General features: G+C 58.5%; 16 protein-coding genes. 15 read left to right on the top strand and 1 reads right to left on the bottom strand.

Annotated elements, in window-relative coordinates:
* The first annotated feature begins 181 nt into the window (after positions 1-181).
* The 7 genes from AB8804_RS10575 (at position 182) to nei (ending at position 5,865) form a co-directional block, all read left to right on the top strand.
* Positions 182-388: a YbfA family protein gene (locus AB8804_RS10575; RefSeq protein WP_112011481.1), complete on the top strand. Its 207-nt coding sequence runs from the start codon at positions 182-184 to the stop codon at positions 386-388.
* Between the two features lie 175 nt (positions 389-563).
* On the top strand, positions 564-1,976 hold the full coding sequence (gene phrB / locus AB8804_RS10570; RefSeq protein WP_371185739.1) for a deoxyribodipyrimidine photo-lyase: 1,413 nt from the start codon (positions 564-566) through the stop codon (positions 1,974-1,976).
* Positions 1,977-1,986: 10 nt separating this feature from the next.
* A complete protein-coding gene (locus tag AB8804_RS10565) occupies positions 1,987-2,730 on the top strand; it encodes a type 2 GTP cyclohydrolase I (protein ID WP_371186033.1) in 744 nt (247 codons plus the stop codon).
* A gap of 14 nt (positions 2,731-2,744) precedes the next feature.
* Entirely contained in the window at positions 2,745-3,401 is a 657-nt protein-coding gene (gene pxpB / locus AB8804_RS10560; RefSeq protein ID WP_371185737.1) for a 5-oxoprolinase subunit PxpB, read from the top strand.
* Positions 3,395-4,327, top strand: coding sequence for a 5-oxoprolinase subunit PxpC (gene pxpC, locus AB8804_RS10555; RefSeq protein ID WP_371185735.1), 933 nt, complete (start codon positions 3,395-3,397; stop codon positions 4,325-4,327). The genes pxpB and pxpC overlap by 7 nt, the downstream gene beginning before the upstream one ends.
* Positions 4,314-5,051, top strand: a complete 738-nt coding sequence (pxpA, locus tag AB8804_RS10550) for a 5-oxoprolinase subunit PxpA (RefSeq protein ID WP_371185733.1) — start codon at positions 4,314-4,316, stop codon at positions 5,049-5,051. The genes pxpC and pxpA overlap by 14 nt, the downstream gene beginning before the upstream one ends.
* A gap of 22 nt (positions 5,052-5,073) precedes the next feature.
* Positions 5,074-5,865 carry an endonuclease VIII gene (nei, locus tag AB8804_RS10545; protein WP_371185731.1) on the top strand — a complete coding sequence of 264 codons (792 nt, stop codon included), beginning with the start codon at positions 5,074-5,076 and terminating at the stop codon, positions 5,863-5,865.
* Positions 5,866-6,010: 145 nt separating this feature from the next.
* Here the strand turns inward: nei and AB8804_RS10540 are convergent, their stop codons facing one another.
* Complete coding sequence (locus tag AB8804_RS10540; protein WP_371185729.1) at positions 6,011-7,294, bottom strand: citrate synthase; 1,284 nt, start codon at positions 7,292-7,294, stop codon at positions 6,011-6,013.
* Between the two features lie 637 nt (positions 7,295-7,931).
* Here AB8804_RS10540 and sdhC point away from each other — a divergent pair.
* From sdhC to sucD, 8 genes are all read left to right on the top strand, one after another.
* Entirely contained in the window at positions 7,932-8,336 is a 405-nt protein-coding gene (gene sdhC / locus AB8804_RS10535; RefSeq protein ID WP_371186031.1) for a succinate dehydrogenase cytochrome b556 subunit, read from the top strand.
* Positions 8,330-8,677, top strand: a complete 348-nt coding sequence (gene sdhD / locus AB8804_RS10530; protein ID WP_112011475.1) for a succinate dehydrogenase membrane anchor subunit — start codon at positions 8,330-8,332, stop codon at positions 8,675-8,677. Before sdhC ends, sdhD begins: the two co-directional genes overlap by 7 nt.
* Positions 8,677-10,443 (top strand): succinate dehydrogenase flavoprotein subunit, encoded by a 1,767-nt coding sequence (gene sdhA, locus AB8804_RS10525; protein ID WP_371185726.1) that lies wholly within the window; start codon positions 8,677-8,679, stop codon positions 10,441-10,443. Before sdhD ends, sdhA begins: the two co-directional genes overlap by 1 nt.
* Positions 10,444-10,458: 15 nt before the next feature.
* Positions 10,459-11,175, top strand: a complete 717-nt coding sequence (locus tag AB8804_RS10520) for a succinate dehydrogenase iron-sulfur subunit (protein ID WP_064325349.1) — start codon at positions 10,459-10,461, stop codon at positions 11,173-11,175.
* 266 nt (positions 11,176-11,441) lie between these two features.
* Positions 11,442-14,249: a 2-oxoglutarate dehydrogenase E1 component gene (gene sucA, locus AB8804_RS10515; protein ID WP_371185722.1), complete on the top strand. Its 2,808-nt coding sequence runs from the start codon at positions 11,442-11,444 to the stop codon at positions 14,247-14,249.
* A 14-nt stretch (positions 14,250-14,263) separates the two neighbouring features.
* A complete protein-coding gene (gene odhB / locus AB8804_RS10510; protein ID WP_371185720.1) occupies positions 14,264-15,490 on the top strand; it encodes a 2-oxoglutarate dehydrogenase complex dihydrolipoyllysine-residue succinyltransferase in 1,227 nt (408 codons plus the stop codon).
* A gap of 98 nt (positions 15,491-15,588) precedes the next feature.
* A complete protein-coding gene (gene sucC, locus AB8804_RS10505; protein WP_048976318.1) occupies positions 15,589-16,755 on the top strand; it encodes an ADP-forming succinate--CoA ligase subunit beta in 1,167 nt (388 codons plus the stop codon).
* Positions 16,755-17,624, top strand: coding sequence for a succinate--CoA ligase subunit alpha (sucD, locus tag AB8804_RS10500; RefSeq protein WP_008501094.1), 870 nt, complete (start codon positions 16,755-16,757; stop codon positions 17,622-17,624). Before sucC ends, sucD begins: the two co-directional genes overlap by 1 nt.
* Positions 17,625-17,701 lie beyond the last annotated feature (77 nt).

Genomic DNA, 17,701 nt, shown 5'->3' with positions numbered 1-17,701 from the left:
TAAGTAAATTGTTAACTTTCTTGTAACTCAATTACGGCGTGAATGTAAATATTCACTAAATGGATAAAAATAAGTGGTCGGATGAGTAGTAAAATTACAAACAAAACGATATTATTTTAGCCAGCTCACAAATTTCGAATTTTCCGGATGACGTTTCCGGCCAACTATAGGGGAGAAAAATATGGATCTTTATAAAGCGTTTCCGGCTCATATCGTTTTCATGCGTCGCACCTTCGCCGTAGTGGCCGGCGTGCTGGCCCTGCCGGTGATGCTGTTCTGGAAAGATCGCGCGCGTTTTTACAGCTACCTGCACCGCGTCTGGGCGAAAACCAGCGATAAGCCGGTGTGGATGGACCAGGCCGAAAAAGCGACCTGCGATTTCTACTGATACGCAGAGTAAGACTCTCACCGCGATAGCGCAGAACACATCGCGCTAAGGCCGCCTTGGGCGGCCTTTTTTATTTCATCGCGTCTACACTTCTATGGCAAAGTAAAGAAAAGCACGCCGTTTTCCCTTTTGCGGCATGCCCTTACGGACATAATGGACAATTGCCAGGAGTTTTATGCCCACCCATCTGGTTTGGTTTCGCGCGGATTTACGCGTCCACGACAACACCGCTCTTGCTGCCGCCTGCCGCTCACCGCACGCTAACGTTCTGGCGCTCTTTATCGCCACCCCGAAACAGTGGCAGCAGCACGATATGGCGCCGCGTCAGGCCGCGTATCTGGCGGCGCATCTGAACGACCTGCAGCGTTCCCTCGCCGAAAAAGGCATTCCGCTGATCTATGAAGAGGTGGATGACTTTGCCGCGCAGGTCGAAAAAGTGAAGCAGGTCTGCGAGCAGCATGACGTCACCGATCTTTTTTACAACTACCAGTACGAATACAACGAGCAACAGCGCGATCGCCAGCTGGAGAACGCGCTGGAGACGGTGGTGTGCCAGGGGTTTGACGACAGCGTGATGCTGCCTCCGGGCAGCGTGATGACCGGCAGCCGCGAGATGTACAAAGTGTTCACGCCGTTCAAGAATGCGTTTATCAAGCGGCTGAAGGAGGGGTTGCCCGAGTGCGTGGCCGCGCCCGCCGTCAGGGGCGACGCGATCGCGAAGCTGCCCGAGCTGAAGATTGATTATCCGCAGCAGGCGTTTGACGACGCGCTGTTTCCCGCCAGCGAAAAAGCGGCCGTGGCCCAGCTGCGCCAGTTCTGCAAGCACGGAGCGGCCGAGTACGAGGCGCGCCGGGATTTTCCGGCCGTTGAGGGCACCAGCCGCCTGTCGGCCTGCCTGACGCTGGGCGCCATCTCGCCGCGCCAGTGCCTGCACCGCCTGCTGGCGGAACGGCCCGACGCTCTGGACGGCGGCGCGGGGGCCGTGTGGCTCAGCGAACTGATCTGGCGCGAATTTTACCGCCATCTGATGACGTATCATCCTGAATTATGTAAACATCGTCCTTTCATTGGTTGGACCGATAAAGTGGCGTGGCAGTCCAATGACGAGCAGCTTAAGGCCTGGCAAACCGGGATGACCGGCTATCCGATCGTCGATGCAGCCATGCGCCAGCTAAATGAAACCGGCTGGATGCACAATCGTCTGCGAATGATTACCGCCAGCTTCCTGGTGAAAGATCTGCTTATCGACTGGCGCGTCGGGGAACGGTATTTTATTTCTCAGCTGATTGACGGCGATCTCGCTGCCAACAACGGCGGCTGGCAGTGGGCGGCCTCCACCGGTACCGATGCGGCACCGTATTTCCGCATTTTTAACCCGACCACGCAGGGACAAAAATTTGATGCCCAGGGCGAGTTCATCCGCCGCTGGCTGCCAGAGCTGGCAAACGTCCCGGCGAAAGCGATCCACGAGCCCTGGGGATGGGCGGACAAGCAGGGCGTGACGCTCGATTATCCGCGTCCCATCGTTGACCATAAACAGGCGCGCGTCGCCACGCTGGCGGCGTATGAAGCCGCCCGCAAAGCTTAAGAGAGTGATGATGAAAAATAGCGAACTGGAAAGCCTGATTAACGAAAAATTAAACAGCGCCTCTTTTAGCGACTACGGCCCGAACGGCCTGCAGGTTGAAGGGCGTGAAAAGGTGCAGAAAATTGTCACCGGCGTGACGGCCAGCCAGGCGCTGCTGGACGAAGCCGTGCGGCAGCAGGCGGACGCGGTGATTGTTCACCACGGGTACTTCTGGAAAAACGAATCGCCGATTATTCGCGGCATGAAGCGCAACCGTCTGAAAACGCTGCTCGCCAACGATATTAACCTGTACGGGTATCACCTGCCGCTGGACGCACACCCCGAGCTTGGCAATAACGTCCAGCTGGCGCAGCTGCTGGGCATTACGGTGATGGGCGAAATCGAGCCGCTGGTGCCGTGGGGCGAGCTGTCGATGCCGGTCCCGGGCCTCGAGCTGGCGTCGTGGATTGAAGCGCGCCTGGGACGCCGTCCGCTGTGGAGCGGCGATACCGGCCCGGATACGGTGAAGCGCGTGGCCTGGTGTACCGGCGGCGGGCAGGGCTTTATCGACAGCGCCGCGCGCTTTGGCGTGGATGCCTTTATCACCGGTGAGGTGTCTGAGCAGACCATCCACTCGGCCCGCGAGCAGGGCCTGCACTTCTATGCGGCGGGCCATCACGCGACCGAGCGCGGCGGCATTCGCGCCCTCAGCGAGTGGCTGACGGAAAATACCGATCTGGATGTGACTTTCGTCGATATTCCTAACCCGGCCTGATGAGAGGTATCTAAGTGCAGCGAGCGCGTTGTTATCTTCTGGGGGAAACGGCGGTGGTGCTGGAACTGGAGCCGCCGGTCACTCTTGCGTCACAAAAACGGATCTGGCGGCTCACCCAGCGCCTGGCCGATGCCCCGGAGGTCGTTGAGGCGATCCCGGGCATGAACAACATTACCGTTGTGCTGCGTAATCCGCACGCGCTGGCGCTGGACGCCATTGAGCGCCTGCAGCGCTGGTGGGAAGAGAGCGACGCGCTGGAGCCGGATGGGCGCGTGGTTGAGATCCCGGTGGTGTACGGCGGCGAAGGCGGCCCCGATTTATCCGTCGTCGCCGCGCACTGCGGGCTGACGGAAAAACAGGTCGTCGAGCGGCATGCGTCGGTTGATTACGTGGTCTGGTTCCTTGGTTTTCAGCCGGGATTCCCGTACCTGGGCGGGCTGGCACCAGAGCTGCACACGCCGCGCCGCGCCGAGCCGCGTCTGAGCGTGCCGGCCGGGACCGTCGCCATCGGCGGCGAGCAGACCGGGATCTACCCGCTGGCCTCGCCCGGCGGCTGGCAGCTCATCGGCCACACCCGCACCTCACTCTTTACGCCGGGGCAGGAGGCGCCGACGCTTCTGCGTCCGGGCGATACCCTGCGCTTTATTCCACAGAAGGAGGGGGTATGTTAACGCTTATCCGCGCGGGCCTTTACACCTCCGTGCAGGACGCAGGCCGCTTCGGCATGCGCCAGTCGGGCGTGAGCTACTGCGGCGTGCTGGACCGCCCGGCGCTTGAGATTGCAAACCTGCTGGTGGGCAACCCCGGCAGCACGGCGGCGCTTGAAATCACGCTCGGCCAGTGCGTAATTGAGTTTCATCAGGAAACCTGGTTTGCCTTAACCGGCGCGGGCTGCGACGCGACGCTTGACGACATGGCGGTCTGGACGGGCTGGCGCCTGCGGGCAAAAGCGGGGCAGCGCTTAACGCTTAAGCGCCCACAGCACGGCGTGCGCAGCTACCTGGCGGTGGCGGGCGGCATTGACGTGCCGGAGCTGATGGGGTCGGCAAGTACCGACCAAAAGGCCGGGATGGGCGGCCACGAGGGACGCCTGCTGCGCGACGGCGATCGCCTGACGATTAAGCCCTCCGCGCGCCATTTTTCCACCGCGCAGGGCGTCAAGCAACTGCTGTGGGGAAACCATATTCGCGCCCTGCCGGGGCCGGAATACCACGAGTTCGACGAGGCTTCCAGGGAGTCTTTCTGGCGCTCGCCGTGGAAAATCAGCCCACAGAGCAACCGCATGGGCTATCGCCTGCAGGGACAGCCGCTGACCCGCACGACCAGTCGGGAGCTGCTTTCTCACGGCCTGCTGCCGGGCGTGATTCAGGTGCCGGGCAACGGTCAGCCGATCGTGTTGATGAACGATGCGCAGACCACCGGCGGCTATCCGCGAATAGCCTGCATCATCGATGCCGATCGCTACCATCTGGCGCAAATTCCCCTCGGACAGCCGATTCACTTCGTGCAGTGCTCGCTGGAAGAGGCGCTTGAGGCGCGGCAGGATCGGCAGCGCTACCTCGAACAGCTGGCGTGGAGGCTTGATGGTAACGATTGATTTGAACGCCGATTTGGGCGAGGGCGGAAGTGCCGACGCGGCGCTGATGACGCTGGTCTCTTCGGTGAATATCGCCTGCGGCTTTCACGCGGGCGACGCGCAGACCATGCTGGAAAGCGTGCGCAGCGCGATAAAAAATAACGTTGCGATAGGCGCGCACCCGAGCTTTCCGGACCGGGAAAACTTTGGCCGTACCGCGATGACGCTGCCACCCGACACGGTTTACGCCCAGACGCTGTACCAGACCGGCGCGCTGGAGGCGATTGTTCGCGCCGAGAAGGGCGTGCTGCGCCACGTGAAGCCGCACGGCATGCTCTACAACCAGGCGGCGAAAGACCCGGTACTGGCGGACGCGATTGCCCGCGCGGTGCGTGACTGCAACCCGCAGCTGATCCTGGTGGGGCTGGCGGGCAGCGAGCTGATTCGCGCGGGGCAGCGCTACGGCCTGACCACCCGTCAGGAGGTGTTCGCCGATCGCGGATACCGGCCGGACGGCAGCCTCGTGCCGCGCTCCCTGCCGGGCGCGCTGATCGTCGATGAAGAGCAGGCGCTGGCGCAAACGCTGGAGATGGTGCAGGCCGGGCAGGTGACGGCGATTGACGGCACCACCGCGAAAGTGCGGGCCGAAACGGTCTGTTTACACGGCGACGGCGAGCACGCGCTGCAGTTTGCGCGCCGCCTGCGCGCGGCGTTTACCGGGCGGGGTATTGTGGTCAGCGCCTGATTTTTACAGTAAGGAAATTAAGATGCCAGAAGGTCCGGAGATCCGCCGCGCGGCGGATAGCCTGGAGGCGGCGATAAAGGGCAAACCGTTGACCGCGGTCTGGTTTGCTTTTCCTCAGCTTAAGCCGTTTGAAACCCAGCTGCTGGGGCAGACGGTGACCCACATCGAAACGCGCGGCAAAGCCTTGCTCACGCATTTTTCCCATAACCTCACGTTATACAGCCACAACCAGCTTTACGGCGTCTGGCGCGTGGTGGATGCGGACGAACAGCCGCAGACCAACCGCGTGCTGCGCGTCAGGCTGCAGGCGGCGGACAAGGCGATCCTGCTTTACAGCGCGTCGGATATCGAAATGTTAACGCCGGAGCAGCTGCTTGCGCATCCGTTCCTGCTGCGCGTGGGGCCGGACGTGCTGGACATGCGCCTCACGGCCAGCGACGTCAAAGCGCGCCTGCTGTCGCCAAAATTCCGCAATCGTCAGTTTTCCGGGCTGTTTCTCGATCAGGCGTTTTTGGCGGGACTAGGAAATTATCTGCGGGTCGAAATTCTGTGGGAAGCGAGGCTGGCGGCGCACCACAAGGCCTCTCAGCTCAGCGATGAACAGCTTGAGGTGCTCTCCCACGCGCTGCTGGATATCCCGCGCCTGTCGTACACCACCCGCGGCGCGGTGGATGACAATAAACATCACGGGGCGCTGTTCCGGTTTAAGGTGTTTCATCGGGCGGGAAAGAAATGCGAGCGCTGCGGCGGAATTATCGACAGGATGATGCTCTCTTCACGACCGTTTTACTGGTGTCCGCATTGCCAAAAATAAAAGTAAAACGGTAGCCCAGAGGCTACCGTTGTTAATGTTTTCACCCTCTCCCGGTGGGAGAGGGCCGGGATGAGGGCATCAGGCCGCACCCAACCGTTTTTAGCATTTGTAGGCCCGGTAAGCGATAGCGCCACCGGGCTTGCTTTTAGCGCTTCAGCTCAGACTTAAAATCACGCTGCTCGTAGCCGGTGTACAGCTGACGAGGACGGGCGATCTTCATGCCTTCGCCGTGCATTTCGTTCCAGTGCGCAATCCAGCCCACGGTACGCGCCATGGCGAAGATCACGGTGAACATGGAAGACGGAATGCCCATCGCTTTCAGAATAATGCCAGAGTAGAAATCGACGTTCGGGTACAGTTTCTTCTCGATGAAGTACGGGTCGTTCAGCGCGATGTGCTCCAGCTCCATCGCCACTTCCAGCAGATCGTCCTTGGTGCCCAGCTCTTTCAGCACTTCGTGGCAGGTTTCACGCATCACGGTGGCGCGCGGGTCATAGTTTTTGTAAACGCGGTGACCAAAGCCCATCAGGCGGAAGGAGTCATTCTTGTCCTTCGCGCGGCGCACGAATTCAGGAATGTGCTCTACGGAGCTGATCTCTTCCAGCATCTTCAGCGCCGCTTCGTTCGCGCCACCGTGCGCCGGTCCCCACAGGGAGGCGATGCCCGCAGCGATACAGGCGAACGGATTCGCGCCTGAAGAGCCCGCGGTACGGACGGTGGAGGTGGACGCGTTCTGCTCGTGGTCAGCGTGCAGGATCAGAATACGGTCCATTGCGCGTTCCAGAACCGGGTTAACTTCGTACTCTTCGCATGGGGTAGAGAACATCATGCGCAGGAAGTTGCCCGCGTAGGAGAGGTCGTTGCGCGGATAGACGAACGGCTGACCGATTGAATATTTGTAGCACATCGCCGCCATGGTCGGCATTTTGGACAGCAGGCGGAACGCGGCGATATCGCGGTGGCGCGGGTTATTCACGTCCAGCGAATCGTGGTAGAACGCCGCCAGCGCGCCGGTGATGCCGCACATGACCGCCATCGGGTGAGAGTCCCGGCGGAACGCGTGGAACAGACGGGTAATCTGCTCGTGGATCATTGTGTGGCGGGTAACGGTGGTTTTGAACTCATCGTATTCGGCCTGCGTCGGTTTTTCGCCGTTCAGCAGGATGTAGCACACTTCCAGATAGTTGGACTCGGTGGCTAACTGATCGATGGGGAAACCGCGGTGGAGCAGGATACCTTCATCACCGTCGATAAAGGTGATTTTAGATTCGCAAGATGCGGTAGAGGTGAATCCAGGGTCAAAGGTGAATACCCCTTTAGAACCCAGCGTACGGATATCAATAACATCCTGACCGAGCGTGCCTTTTAGCACATCCAGTTCAATAGCAGTGTCACCATTTAGGGTGAGCGTTGCCTTTGTATCAGCCATTTACGGTCTCCTTAGCGCCTTATGCTTAAGACTGCCAATTACCGGATTTGCATTCTACTGATTTTTAGACGTTACCAGTTTGTTATTTGGCTTACCGCTCAGCTCACGAGGAGAAACCAGGGTACAGAGCTATGGCGCCTTGCAGGTAAATGAATGAAAAATCAGTGAAACAACAGCAAATCAGTGTCTTCGCAGTCCGAATTATTCAAACCTGACTATCACTAATAACTGTCCTGATAACTTCGGTCAATACCATCACACTGTTACATAACTATTTGTCAGGTGAAAGTAAGACCTCATAACTTTTGCGCATTATATGCCTTTTCTAATGACGTTTGTAACAATTTTGTTTAACATTTGTCAAATCAGATGATTAAAAATTAAAAAGATGTTGTTATCGTGACCCGGATCACTGTTCAGGCGAAAACCCGACAAACTGTATGTAGGTTAATTGTAATGATTTTGTGAACGGCCTATACTGCCGCCAGGTCTCCGGAACACCCTGCTAATCCCGAGCCACCCAGCGTTGTTTTGTGTCGTCGTAGCTTCTGAAAGGGAGTTTTATCATGACGCTTAGTTATAGTAAGGACGCTGCTTGACCCGCACGCAGACCGGAGGAAGGAATAATAAGAACAGCATGTGGGCGTTATTCATGATAAGAAATGTGAAAAAACAAAGACCTGTCAATCTGGATCTCAAAACGATCCGGTTCCCCGTAACAGCAATAGCGTCCATTCTGCACCGCGTATCCGGTGTCATTACGTTTGTGGCGGTCGGCATTCTGCTGTGGTTGCTGGGAACAAGCCTCTCTTCTCCGGAAGGATTCCTCCAGGCTTCGGCCATCATGAGCAGCTTCTTCGTGAAATTCATCATGTGGGGCATTCTCACCGCGCTGGCGTACCACGTGGTGGTGGGCGTTCGCCATATGCTGATGGACTTCGGCTATCTGGAAGAGACCTTCGAAGCGGGTAAACGCTCCGCTAACATTTCCTTTGTGATTACTGTCGTGCTTTCACTTCTCGCAGGAGTTCTCGTATGGTAAGCAACGCCTCCGCATTAGGACGCAACGGCGTACATGACTTTATTCTGGTCCGCGCTACCGCCATCGTCCTCACGCTTTACATCATCTATATGATCGGTTTCTTTGCCACCAGCGGTCCGCTGACGTGGGAGATCTGGAGCGGTTTCTTCGGCTCGGCCTTCACCAAGGTGTTCACCCTGCTGGCGCTGTTCTCCATCCTTATTCATGCCTGGATTGGCATGTGGCAGGTGTTGACCGATTACGTTAAACCGCTGGCGATTCGCCTTCCACTGCAGCTGGCGATTGTCGTTGCACTGGTGGTTTACGTTATTTATGGATTCGTTGTGGTGTGGGGTGTGTAATGAAACTGCCAGTCAGAGAATTTGATGCTGTCGTGATTGGTGCTGGTGGCGCAGGTATGCGCGCAGCGCTGCAAATTTCCCAGAGCGGCCAGACCTGTGCGCTGCTCTCTAAAGTTTTCCCAACCCGTTCCCATACCGTATCAGCCCAGGGTGGTATCACCGTGGCGCTCGGTAATACCCATGAAGATAACTGGGAATGGCACATGTACGATACGGTGAAAGGTTCCGACTACATCGGCGACCAGGATGCCATCGAGTATATGTGTAAAACCGGCCCGGAAGCGATTCTGGAGCTGGACCACATGGGCCTGCCGTTCTCCCGTCTGGAAAACGGCACTATCTACCAGCGTCCCTTTGGCGGCCAGTCGAAAGACTTCGGCGGCGAGCAGGCGGCGCGCACCGCGGCAGCGGCGGACCGTACCGGTCACGCGCTGCTGCACACGCTCTATCAGCAGAACCTGAAAAACCACACCACCATCTTCTCCGAGTGGTACGCGCTGGATCTGGTGAAAAACGCCGATGGCGCAGTGGTCGGCTGTACCGCGCTGTGCATCGAAACCGGTGAAGTGGTTTACTTCAAAGCGCGCGCAACGGTGCTGGCTACCGGCGGCGCGGGCCGTATCTATCAGTCCACCACCAATGCCCACATCAACACCGGTGACGGCGTCGGCATGGCTATCCGCGCGGGCGTGCCGGTGCAGGATATGGAAATGTGGCAGTTCCACCCAACCGGTATCGCCGGTGCGGGCGTGCTGGTCACGGAAGGCTGCCGCGGTGAGGGCGGCTACCTGCTGAACAAACACGGCGAGCGCTTCATGGAGCGTTATGCCCCGAACGCGAAAGACCTGGCGGGTCGTGACGTGGTGGCGCGTTCCATCATGATCGAAATCCGCGAAGGCCGCGGCTGCGACGGCCCGTGGGGTCCGCACGCCAAGCTGAAGCTCGACCATCTGGGTAAAGAAGTGCTGGAATCCCGCCTGCCGGGCATCCTCGAGCTGTCCCGCACCTTCGCCCACGTTGACCCGGTTAAAGAGCCGATTCCGGTTATCCCAACCTGCCACTACATGATGGGCGGTATTCCGACCAAAGTGACCGGCCAGGCGCTGACCGTGAACGCGCAGGGCGAAGACGTGGTCATTCCTGGCCTGTTTGCAGTGGGCGAAATCGCCTGCGTATCCGTACACGGCGCGAACCGCCTGGGCGGTAACTCGCTGCTCGACCTGGTGGTGTTTGGCCGCGCGGTGGGTCTGCACCTGCAGGAATCCATTGCCGAGCAGGGCGACCTGCTGGACGCGACCGAAGCTGAAATCGACGCCTCTCTTGAGCGCCTCAACCGCTGGAACGGCAACCGCAACGGCGAAGATCCGGTGGAAATCCGTAAAGCGCTGCAGGAATGTATGCAGCACAACTTCTCGGTATTCCGCGAAGGCGACGCGATGGCGAAAGGCCTCGAGCAGCTGAAGGCGATCCGCGAGCGTCTGAAAAACGCCCGTCTGGACGACACCTCCAGCGAGTTCAACACCCAGCGCGTGGAGTGTCTGGAGCTGGATAACCTGATGGAAACCGCTTACGCCACCGCGGTGTCGGCAAACTTCCGTACCGAGAGCCGCGGCGCGCATAGCCGCTTCGACTACCCGGATCGTGATGACGAAAACTGGCTGTGCCATTCCCTGTATCTGCCAGAGTCGGAATCCATGACGCGTCGCAGCGTCAATATGGAACCGAAACTGCGTCCGGCGTTCCCGCCGAAGATTCGTACTTATTAATGCGGAGACAGGACAATGAAACTCGAATTTTCAGTTTATCGTTATAACCCGGATGTAGACGACGCTCCGCACATGCAGGATTACACCCTGGAAGCGGAAGAGGGTCGCGACATGATGCTGCTGGACGCCCTCATGCAGCTGAAGGAAAAGGATCCTACGCTGTCGTTTCGTCGCTCCTGCCGTGAGGGGGTTTGCGGCTCCGACGGCGTGAACATGAACGGCAAAAATGGCCTGGCCTGCATTACGCCAATTTCGGCGCTGCAGCGCGCGGGTCAGAAAATTGTTATTCGTCCTCTGCCAGGTCTGCCGGTCGTTCGCGATTTGGTGGTAGACATGGGGCAATTCTATGCACAATATGAGAAGATTAAGCCTTACTTATTGAATAATGGGCAAAATCCACCCGCTCGTGAGCACCTACAGTCTCCCGAGCAGCGTGAAAAACTCGACGGATTGTACGAGTGTATTCTCTGCGCATGTTGCTCGACGTCTTGCCCGTCGTTCTGGTGGAACCCTGACAAATTTATCGGCCCGGCCGGCCTGCTGGCTGCCTATCGCTTCCTGATCGATAGCCGCGACACCGAAACCGATAACCGTCTGGAAGGGCTGAGTGACGCTTTCAGCGTATTCCGCTGCCATAGCATCATGAACTGCGTCAGTGTGTGTCCTAAGGGGCTGAACCCGACGCGCGCCATCGGCCACATTAAGTCGATGCTGCTGCAGCGCAGTGCGTAAGTAGTAAGAGGGGAGCGCTGTTCCCCTCACCCTAACCCTCTCCCCACAGGGGAGAGGGAACAGATTGCAGGAAATCTTTAAAAACTGCCGACGACCTTCCCCATCTCCCTGTGGGAGAGGGCCGGGGTGAGGGGAAACCCTAAGACAGTTTCTAAAGGTTCCTTCGCGGGCCAAATAGAGCTCGCAGGTGAACCCCGGCACGTACACGCGGTGTGCGTGGTAGTTTCTACGGCGAAAGTAAGCATACAAATGCTTAAGGGATCACGATGCAGAACGGCGCAATGAAAGCCTGGCTGGACTCTTCTTACCTCTCTGGGTCGAACCAGAGCTGGATAGAACAGCTCTATGAAGACTTCTTAACCGATCCTGACTCAGTGGACGCAAACTGGCGTTCCATGTTCCAGCAGTTGCCTGGTACAGGGGTCAAACCGGATCAATTCCATTCCAAAACACGTGATTATTTCCGTCGTCTGGCGAAGGATGCCTCACGTTACTCTTCTGCGATTTCCGACCCTGACACCAATGCGAAGCAGGTTAAAGTCCTGCAGCTTATTAACGCTTATCGCTTCCGCGGTCACCAGCATGCGAATCTCGATCCGCTGGGACTGTGGCAGCAGGATCGCGTGGCGGATCTCGATCCGGCCTATCACGATCTGACCGAGGCCGATTTCCAGGAAAGCTTTAACGTAGGTTCATTTGCTATCGGCAAAGACACGATGAAGCTGGGCGAACTGATTGACGCGCTCAAGCAAACCTACTGCGGCTCCATCGGCGCGGAATATATGCACATTACCTCCACCGAAGAGAAGCGCTGGATCCAGCAGCGTATCGAATCCGTGGCGGGCCACGCGAATTTCTCAACCGACGAGAAAAAACGTTTCCTCGGCGAGCTGACCGCAGCCGAAGGCCTCGAGCGCTATCTGGGCGCGAAGTTCCCGGGCGCAAAACGCTTCTCGCTGGAAGGCGGCGATGCGTTAGTCCCGATGCTCAAAGAGCTGATCCGCCACGCTGGCAAGAGCGGCACCCGTGAAGTGGTGCTGGGCATGGCGCACCGCGGACGTCTGAACGTGCTGGTCAACGTGCTGGGTAAAAAGCCGCAGGACCTGTTCGACGAGTTCGCGGGCAAGCATAAAGAACACCTCGGCACCGGCGACGTGAAGTACCACATGGGCTTCTCATCCGATATCGAAACCGAAGGCGGACAGGTTCACCTGGCGCTGGCGTTTAACCCGTCTCACCTTGAGATCGTCAGCCCGGTGGTTATCGGCTCCGTGCGCGCGCGTCTGGACCGTCTGGACGAGCCGAGCAGCAACAAAGTGCTGCCGATTACCATTCACGGCGATGCGGCGATTACCGGTCAGGGCGTGGTTCAGGAAACCCTGAATATGTCGAAAGCGCGGGGTTACGAAGTGGGCGGTACCGTTCGCATCGTGATCAACAACCAGGTGGGCTTCACCACCTCTAACCCGCTGGACGCGCGTTCTACCCCGTACTGCACCGACATCGGCAAGATGGTGCAGGCGCCGATCTTCCACGTTAACGCGGATGACCCGGAAGCCGTGGCTTTCGTAACCCGCCTGGCGCTGGACTTCCGCAACACCTTCAAGCGCGACGTGCTGATCGACCTGTTCTGCTACCGCCGCCACGGCCACAACGAAGCCGACGAGCCAAGCGCAACCCAGCCGCTGATGTATCAGAAAATCAAAAAGCACCCGACGCCGCGCAAAATCTATGCTGACAAGCTGGAAGCGGAAAAAGTGACGACGCTGGAAGATGCGACCGAGATGGTCAACCTCTACCGCGACGCGCTGGACGCGGGTGAATGCGTCGTGAAAGAGCTGCGCCCGATGAACATGCACTCCTTTACCTGGTCGCCGTACCTCAACCACGAGTGGGATGAGAGCTACCCGAACAAGGTTGAGATGAAGCGCCTGCAGGAGCTGGCTAAGCGCATCAGCACCGTGCCGGACGCGATCGAGATGCAGTCTCGCGTGGCTAAAATTTACGGCGATCGCCAGGCCATGGCGGCCGGTGAAAAGCTGTTCGACTGGGGCGGCGCGGAAACGCTGGCCTACGCGACGCTGGTTGACGAAGGCATTCCGGTTCGTCTGTCCGGTGAAGATGCGGGCCGCGGCACGTTCTTCCACCGTCACGCGGTGGTGCACAACCAGTCTAACGGCTCAACCTACACCCCGCTGCAGCACGTGCATAACGGTCAGGGCCAGTTCAAGGTCTGGGACTCCGTGCTCTCTGAAGAGGCGGTACTGGCCTTTGAATACGGCTACGCCACCGCAGAACCGCGCACCCTGACCATCTGGGAAGCGCAGTTCGGCGACTTCGCCAACGGCGCGCAGGTGGTGATCGATCAGTTCATCTCCTCCGGCGAGCAGAAGTGGGGCCGCATGTGTGGCCTGGTGATGCTGCTGCCGCACGGCTACGAAGGGCAGGGGCCGGAGCACTCCTCCGCGCGCCTGGAGCGCTATTTGCAGCTCTGCGCCGAGCAGAACATGCAGGTCTGCGTGCCGTCTACCCCGGCTCAGGTCTACCACATGCTGCGTCGCCAGGCGCTGCGCGGCATGCGCCGTCCGCTGGTGGTGATGTCGCCGAAATCGCTGCTGCGCCACCCGCTGGCGGTCTCCAGCCTCGACGAACTGGCCAACGGCACCTTCCTGCCGGCGATTGGCGAGGTTGACGAGCTTGATCCGAAGGGCGTGAAGCGCGTCGTGATGTGTTCTGGTAAGGTTTATTACGACCTGCTGGAACAGCGCCGCAAGAACGATCAGAAAGATGTCGCCATCGTGCGTATCGAGCAGCTTTATCCGTTCCCGCATCAGGCGATGCAGGACGTGCTGAAACAATATGCTCACGTACATGATTTTGTCTGGTGCCAGGAAGAGCCGCTCAACCAGGGCGCATGGTACTGCAGTCAGCATCATTTCCGTGAAGTGATTCCATTTGGGTCAGCCCTGCGCTATGCAGGTCGCCCGGCCTCCGCCTCTCCGGCGGTAGGGTATATGTCCGTTCACCAGAAGCAGCAACAAGATCTGGTCAATGACGCGCTGAACGTCGATTAATTAAAGGATACATAATGAGTAGCGTAGATATTCTTGTTCCCGACCTGCCTGAGTCCGTAGCAGATGCGACCGTCGCCACCTGGCACAAAAAACCGGGCGATAGCGTTAAGCGCGATGAAGTGCTGGTAGAAATCGAAACTGACAAAGTGGTACTGGAAGTACCGGCTTCGGCGGATGGCGTTCTTGATGCCGTTCTGGAAGATGAAGGTACTACCGTGACCTCTCGCCAGATCCTCGGTCGCCTGCGTGAAGGTAACAGCGCAGGCAAAGAGTCCAGCGCGAAAACGGAAGAGAAAGCCTCTACCCCGGCACAGCGTCAGCAGGCTTCTCTATCCGATCAGACCAACGATGCGCTTAGCCCGGCGATCCGTCGCCTGCTGGCCGAGCACAGCCTTGACCCGGCAGCCATCAAAGGCACCGGCGTGGGTGGCCGACTGACCCGCGAAGACATCGACAAGCACCTCGCAAAAGGGCCTTCTGACGCAAAAGCAGAAGTTAAAGCGCCAGCCGCCGCACCGGCAGCACAGCCTGCTCTGGGCGCCCGCAGCGAAAAACGCGTGCCGATGACCCGCCTGCGCAAGCGCGTGGCCGAGCGTCTGCTGGAAGCGAAAAACTCCACCGCGATGCTGACCACCTTCAACGAAGTGAACATGAAGCCAATCATGGACCTGCGCAAGCAGTACGGTGACGCGTTTGAAAAACGTCACGGTATCCGTCTGGGCTTTATGTCCTTCTACGTGAAGGCGGTGGTTGAAGCGCTGAAACGCTACCCGGAAGTGAACGCCTCTATCGACGGCGACGACGTGGTGTATCACAACTACTTCGACGTGAGCATGGCGGTTTCCACCCCGCGCGGCCTGGTGACCCCGGTTCTGCGTGACGTTGATGCCCTGGGCATGGCGGATATCGAGAAGAAAATCAAAGAGCTGGCCGTTAAAGGCCGCGACGGCAAGCTGACCGTAGACGATCTGATCGGCGGTAACTTCACCATTACCAACGGCGGCGTGTTTGGTTCGCTGATGTCTACGCCAATCATCAACCCGCCGCAGAGCGCGATCCTTGGCATGCACGCCATTAAAGATCGCCCAATGGCGGTAGACGGTAAAGTGGAGATCCTGCCGATGATGTACCTGGCACTCTCTTACGATCACCGTCTGATCGACGGCCGCGAGTCCGTGGGCTTCCTGGTGGCCATCAAAGAGCTGCTGGAAGATCCAACGCGTCTGCTGCTGGACGTGTAGTAGTTTTTTTAGCGTCACCTGCCCTGTAGGCCGGCACACAGACCGCGCCGGTCTGCAGGTTTAAAGATAACGATTACCCTGAAGGATGGATAGAACACATGAACTTACATGAATATCAGGCCAAACAGCTGTTTGCCCGGTATGGCTTACCGGCGCCGGTGGGTTATGCCTGTACTACTCCGCGTGAAGCAGAAGAAGCCGCATCTAAAATCGGTTCCGGCCCGTGGGTAGTTAAGTGTCAGGTTCACGCTGGTGGCCGTGGTAAAGCGGGCGGTGTGAAGGTTGTTAAGAGCAAAGAAGAAATTCGTGCGTTTGCTGAACATTGGCTCGGCAAGCGCCTGGTAACGTATCAAACGGATGCGAACGGCCAGCCGGTAAACCAGATCCTGGTAGAAGCGGCGACCGACATCGCAAAAGAGCTGTACCTGGGCGCGGTTGTTGACCGTAGCTCCCGTCGCGTGGTGTTCATGGCGTCTACCGAAGGCGGCGTGGAAATCGAGAAAGTGGCGGAAGAAACCCCACACCTGATCCACAAAGTGGCGATCGATCCGCTGGCGGGCCCAATGCCTTACCAGGGTCGCGAGCTGGCGTTCAAGCTGGGTCTGGAAGGCAAGCTGGTTCAGCAGTTCACCAAGATCTTCATGGGCCTGGCGAACATCTTCCTCGAGCGCGATTTGGCGCTGATCGAAATTAACCCGCTGGTGATCACCACCCAGGGCGACCTGATCTGCCTCGACGGCAAGCTGGGCGCTGACGGCAACGCGCTGTTCCGCCAGGCCGATCTGCGCGAAATGCGCGATCAGTCCCAGGAAGATCCGCGTGAAGCGCAGGCGGCACAGTGGGAGCTGAACTACGTGGCGCTGGACGGTAACATCGGCTGCATGGTTAACGGCGCGGGCCTGGCGATGGGCACCATGGACATCGTTAAGCTGCACGGCGGCGAGCCGGCAAACTTCCTCGACGTGGGCGGTGGCGCTACCAAAGAGCGCGTAACCGAAGCGTTCAAAATCATCCTTTCTGACGACAACGTGAAGGCCGTTCTGGTGAACATCTTCGGCGGTATCGTCCGCTGCGACCTGATTGCCGACGGTATCATCGGCGCGGTAGAAGAAGTGGGCGTTAACGTTCCGGTTGTCGTTCGCCTGGAAGGGAACAACGCTGAACTCGGCGCGAAAAAACTGGCTGACAGCGGCCTGAATATTATTGCAGCGAAAAGTCTGACGGATGCAGCTCAGCAGGTTGTTGCCGCAGTGGAGGGGAAATAATGTCCGTTTTAATTAATAAAGATACCAAGGTTATCTGCCAGGGCTTCACCGGTAGCCAGGGGACTTTCCACTCCGAACAGGCGATTGCCTACGGTACGCAGATGGTTGGCGGCGTAACGCCAGGTAAAGGCGGTACCACGCACCTGGGCCTGCCGGTGTTCAACACCGTGCGCGAAGCGGTAGAAGCGACCGGCGCAACCGCGACCGTGATCTACGTTCCGGCTCCGTTCTGCAAAGACTCCATTCTGGAAGCGATCGACGCGGGCATTAAGCTCATCATCACCATCACCGAAGGCATCCCGACGCTGGACATGCTGACCGTGAAGGTGAAGCTGGATGAAGCGGGCGTGCGCATGATTGGCCCGAACTGCCCAGGCGTCATCACCCCGGGCGAGTGCAAAATCGGCATCATGCCGGGCCACATTCACAAGCCGGGCAAGGTGGGCATCGTTTCCCGCTCCGGTACGCTGACCTATGAAGCGGTTAAGCAGACCACCGACTACGGCTTCGGCCAGTCCACCTGCGTGGGCATCGGCGGTGACCCGATCCCGGGCTCCAACTTTATCGACATCCTGAAGCTGTTCCAGGAAGATCCGCAGACCGAAGCGATCGTGATGATCGGTGAGATCGGCGGTAGCGCGGAAGAAGAAGCCGCTGCCTACATTAAAGAGCACGTGACCAAACCGGTTGTGGGCTATATCGCGGGCGTGACCGCGCCGAAAGGCAAGCGTATGGGTCACGCTGGTGCGATTATCGCAGGCGGTAAAGGTACGGCAGATGAGAAATTTGCAGCGCTGGAAGCTGCAGGCGTGAAGACCGTTCGCAGCCTGGCAGATATCGGCGAAGCACTGAAATCCATCATTAAGTAAGTCCTCTCTGCGCCCTGTGAAGGGCGCTTTGAAGTAAAATATGTCCGTTTCGACATGGTTGGCCGCTGAAAAGCGGC

It is taken from the genome of Enterobacter sp. KBR-315C3_2022, assembly GCF_041399425.1.
Lineage (GTDB): Bacteria > Pseudomonadota > Gammaproteobacteria > Enterobacterales > Enterobacteriaceae > Enterobacter.
The sequence above is the reverse complement of the archived record's forward strand: the minus strand, read 5'-3'. Positions and strand labels throughout refer to the sequence as shown.

Excerpts from the sequence above, each read along its gene's own strand:
- AB8804_RS10575 (WP_112011481.1), top strand. The coding sequence starts at position 182 with ATGGATCTTTATAAAGCGTTTCCGGCTCATATCGTTTTCATGCGTCGC.
- phrB (WP_371185739.1), top strand. The coding sequence starts at position 564 with ATGCCCACCCATCTGGTTTGGTTTCGCGCGGATTTACGCGTCCACGAC.
- AB8804_RS10565 (WP_371186033.1), top strand. The coding sequence starts at position 1,987 with ATGAAAAATAGCGAACTGGAAAGCCTGATTAACGAAAAATTAAACAGC.
- pxpC (WP_371185735.1), top strand. The coding sequence starts at position 3,395 with ATGTTAACGCTTATCCGCGCGGGCCTTTACACCTCCGTGCAGGACGCA.
- pxpA (WP_371185733.1), top strand. The coding sequence starts at position 4,314 with ATGGTAACGATTGATTTGAACGCCGATTTGGGCGAGGGCGGAAGTGCC.
- nei (WP_371185731.1), top strand. The coding sequence starts at position 5,074 with ATGCCAGAAGGTCCGGAGATCCGCCGCGCGGCGGATAGCCTGGAGGCG.
- AB8804_RS10540 (WP_371185729.1), bottom strand. The coding sequence starts at position 7,294 with ATGGCTGATACAAAGGCAACGCTCACCCTAAATGGTGACACTGCTATT.
- sdhC (WP_371186031.1), top strand. The coding sequence starts at position 7,932 with ATGTGGGCGTTATTCATGATAAGAAATGTGAAAAAACAAAGACCTGTC.
- sdhD (WP_112011475.1), top strand. The coding sequence starts at position 8,330 with ATGGTAAGCAACGCCTCCGCATTAGGACGCAACGGCGTACATGACTTT.
- sdhA (WP_371185726.1), top strand. The coding sequence starts at position 8,677 with ATGAAACTGCCAGTCAGAGAATTTGATGCTGTCGTGATTGGTGCTGGT.
- AB8804_RS10520 (WP_064325349.1), top strand. The coding sequence starts at position 10,459 with ATGAAACTCGAATTTTCAGTTTATCGTTATAACCCGGATGTAGACGAC.
- sucA (WP_371185722.1), top strand. The coding sequence starts at position 11,442 with ATGCAGAACGGCGCAATGAAAGCCTGGCTGGACTCTTCTTACCTCTCT.
- odhB (WP_371185720.1), top strand. The coding sequence starts at position 14,264 with ATGAGTAGCGTAGATATTCTTGTTCCCGACCTGCCTGAGTCCGTAGCA.
- sucC (WP_048976318.1), top strand. The coding sequence starts at position 15,589 with ATGAACTTACATGAATATCAGGCCAAACAGCTGTTTGCCCGGTATGGC.
- sucD (WP_008501094.1), top strand. The coding sequence starts at position 16,755 with ATGTCCGTTTTAATTAATAAAGATACCAAGGTTATCTGCCAGGGCTTC.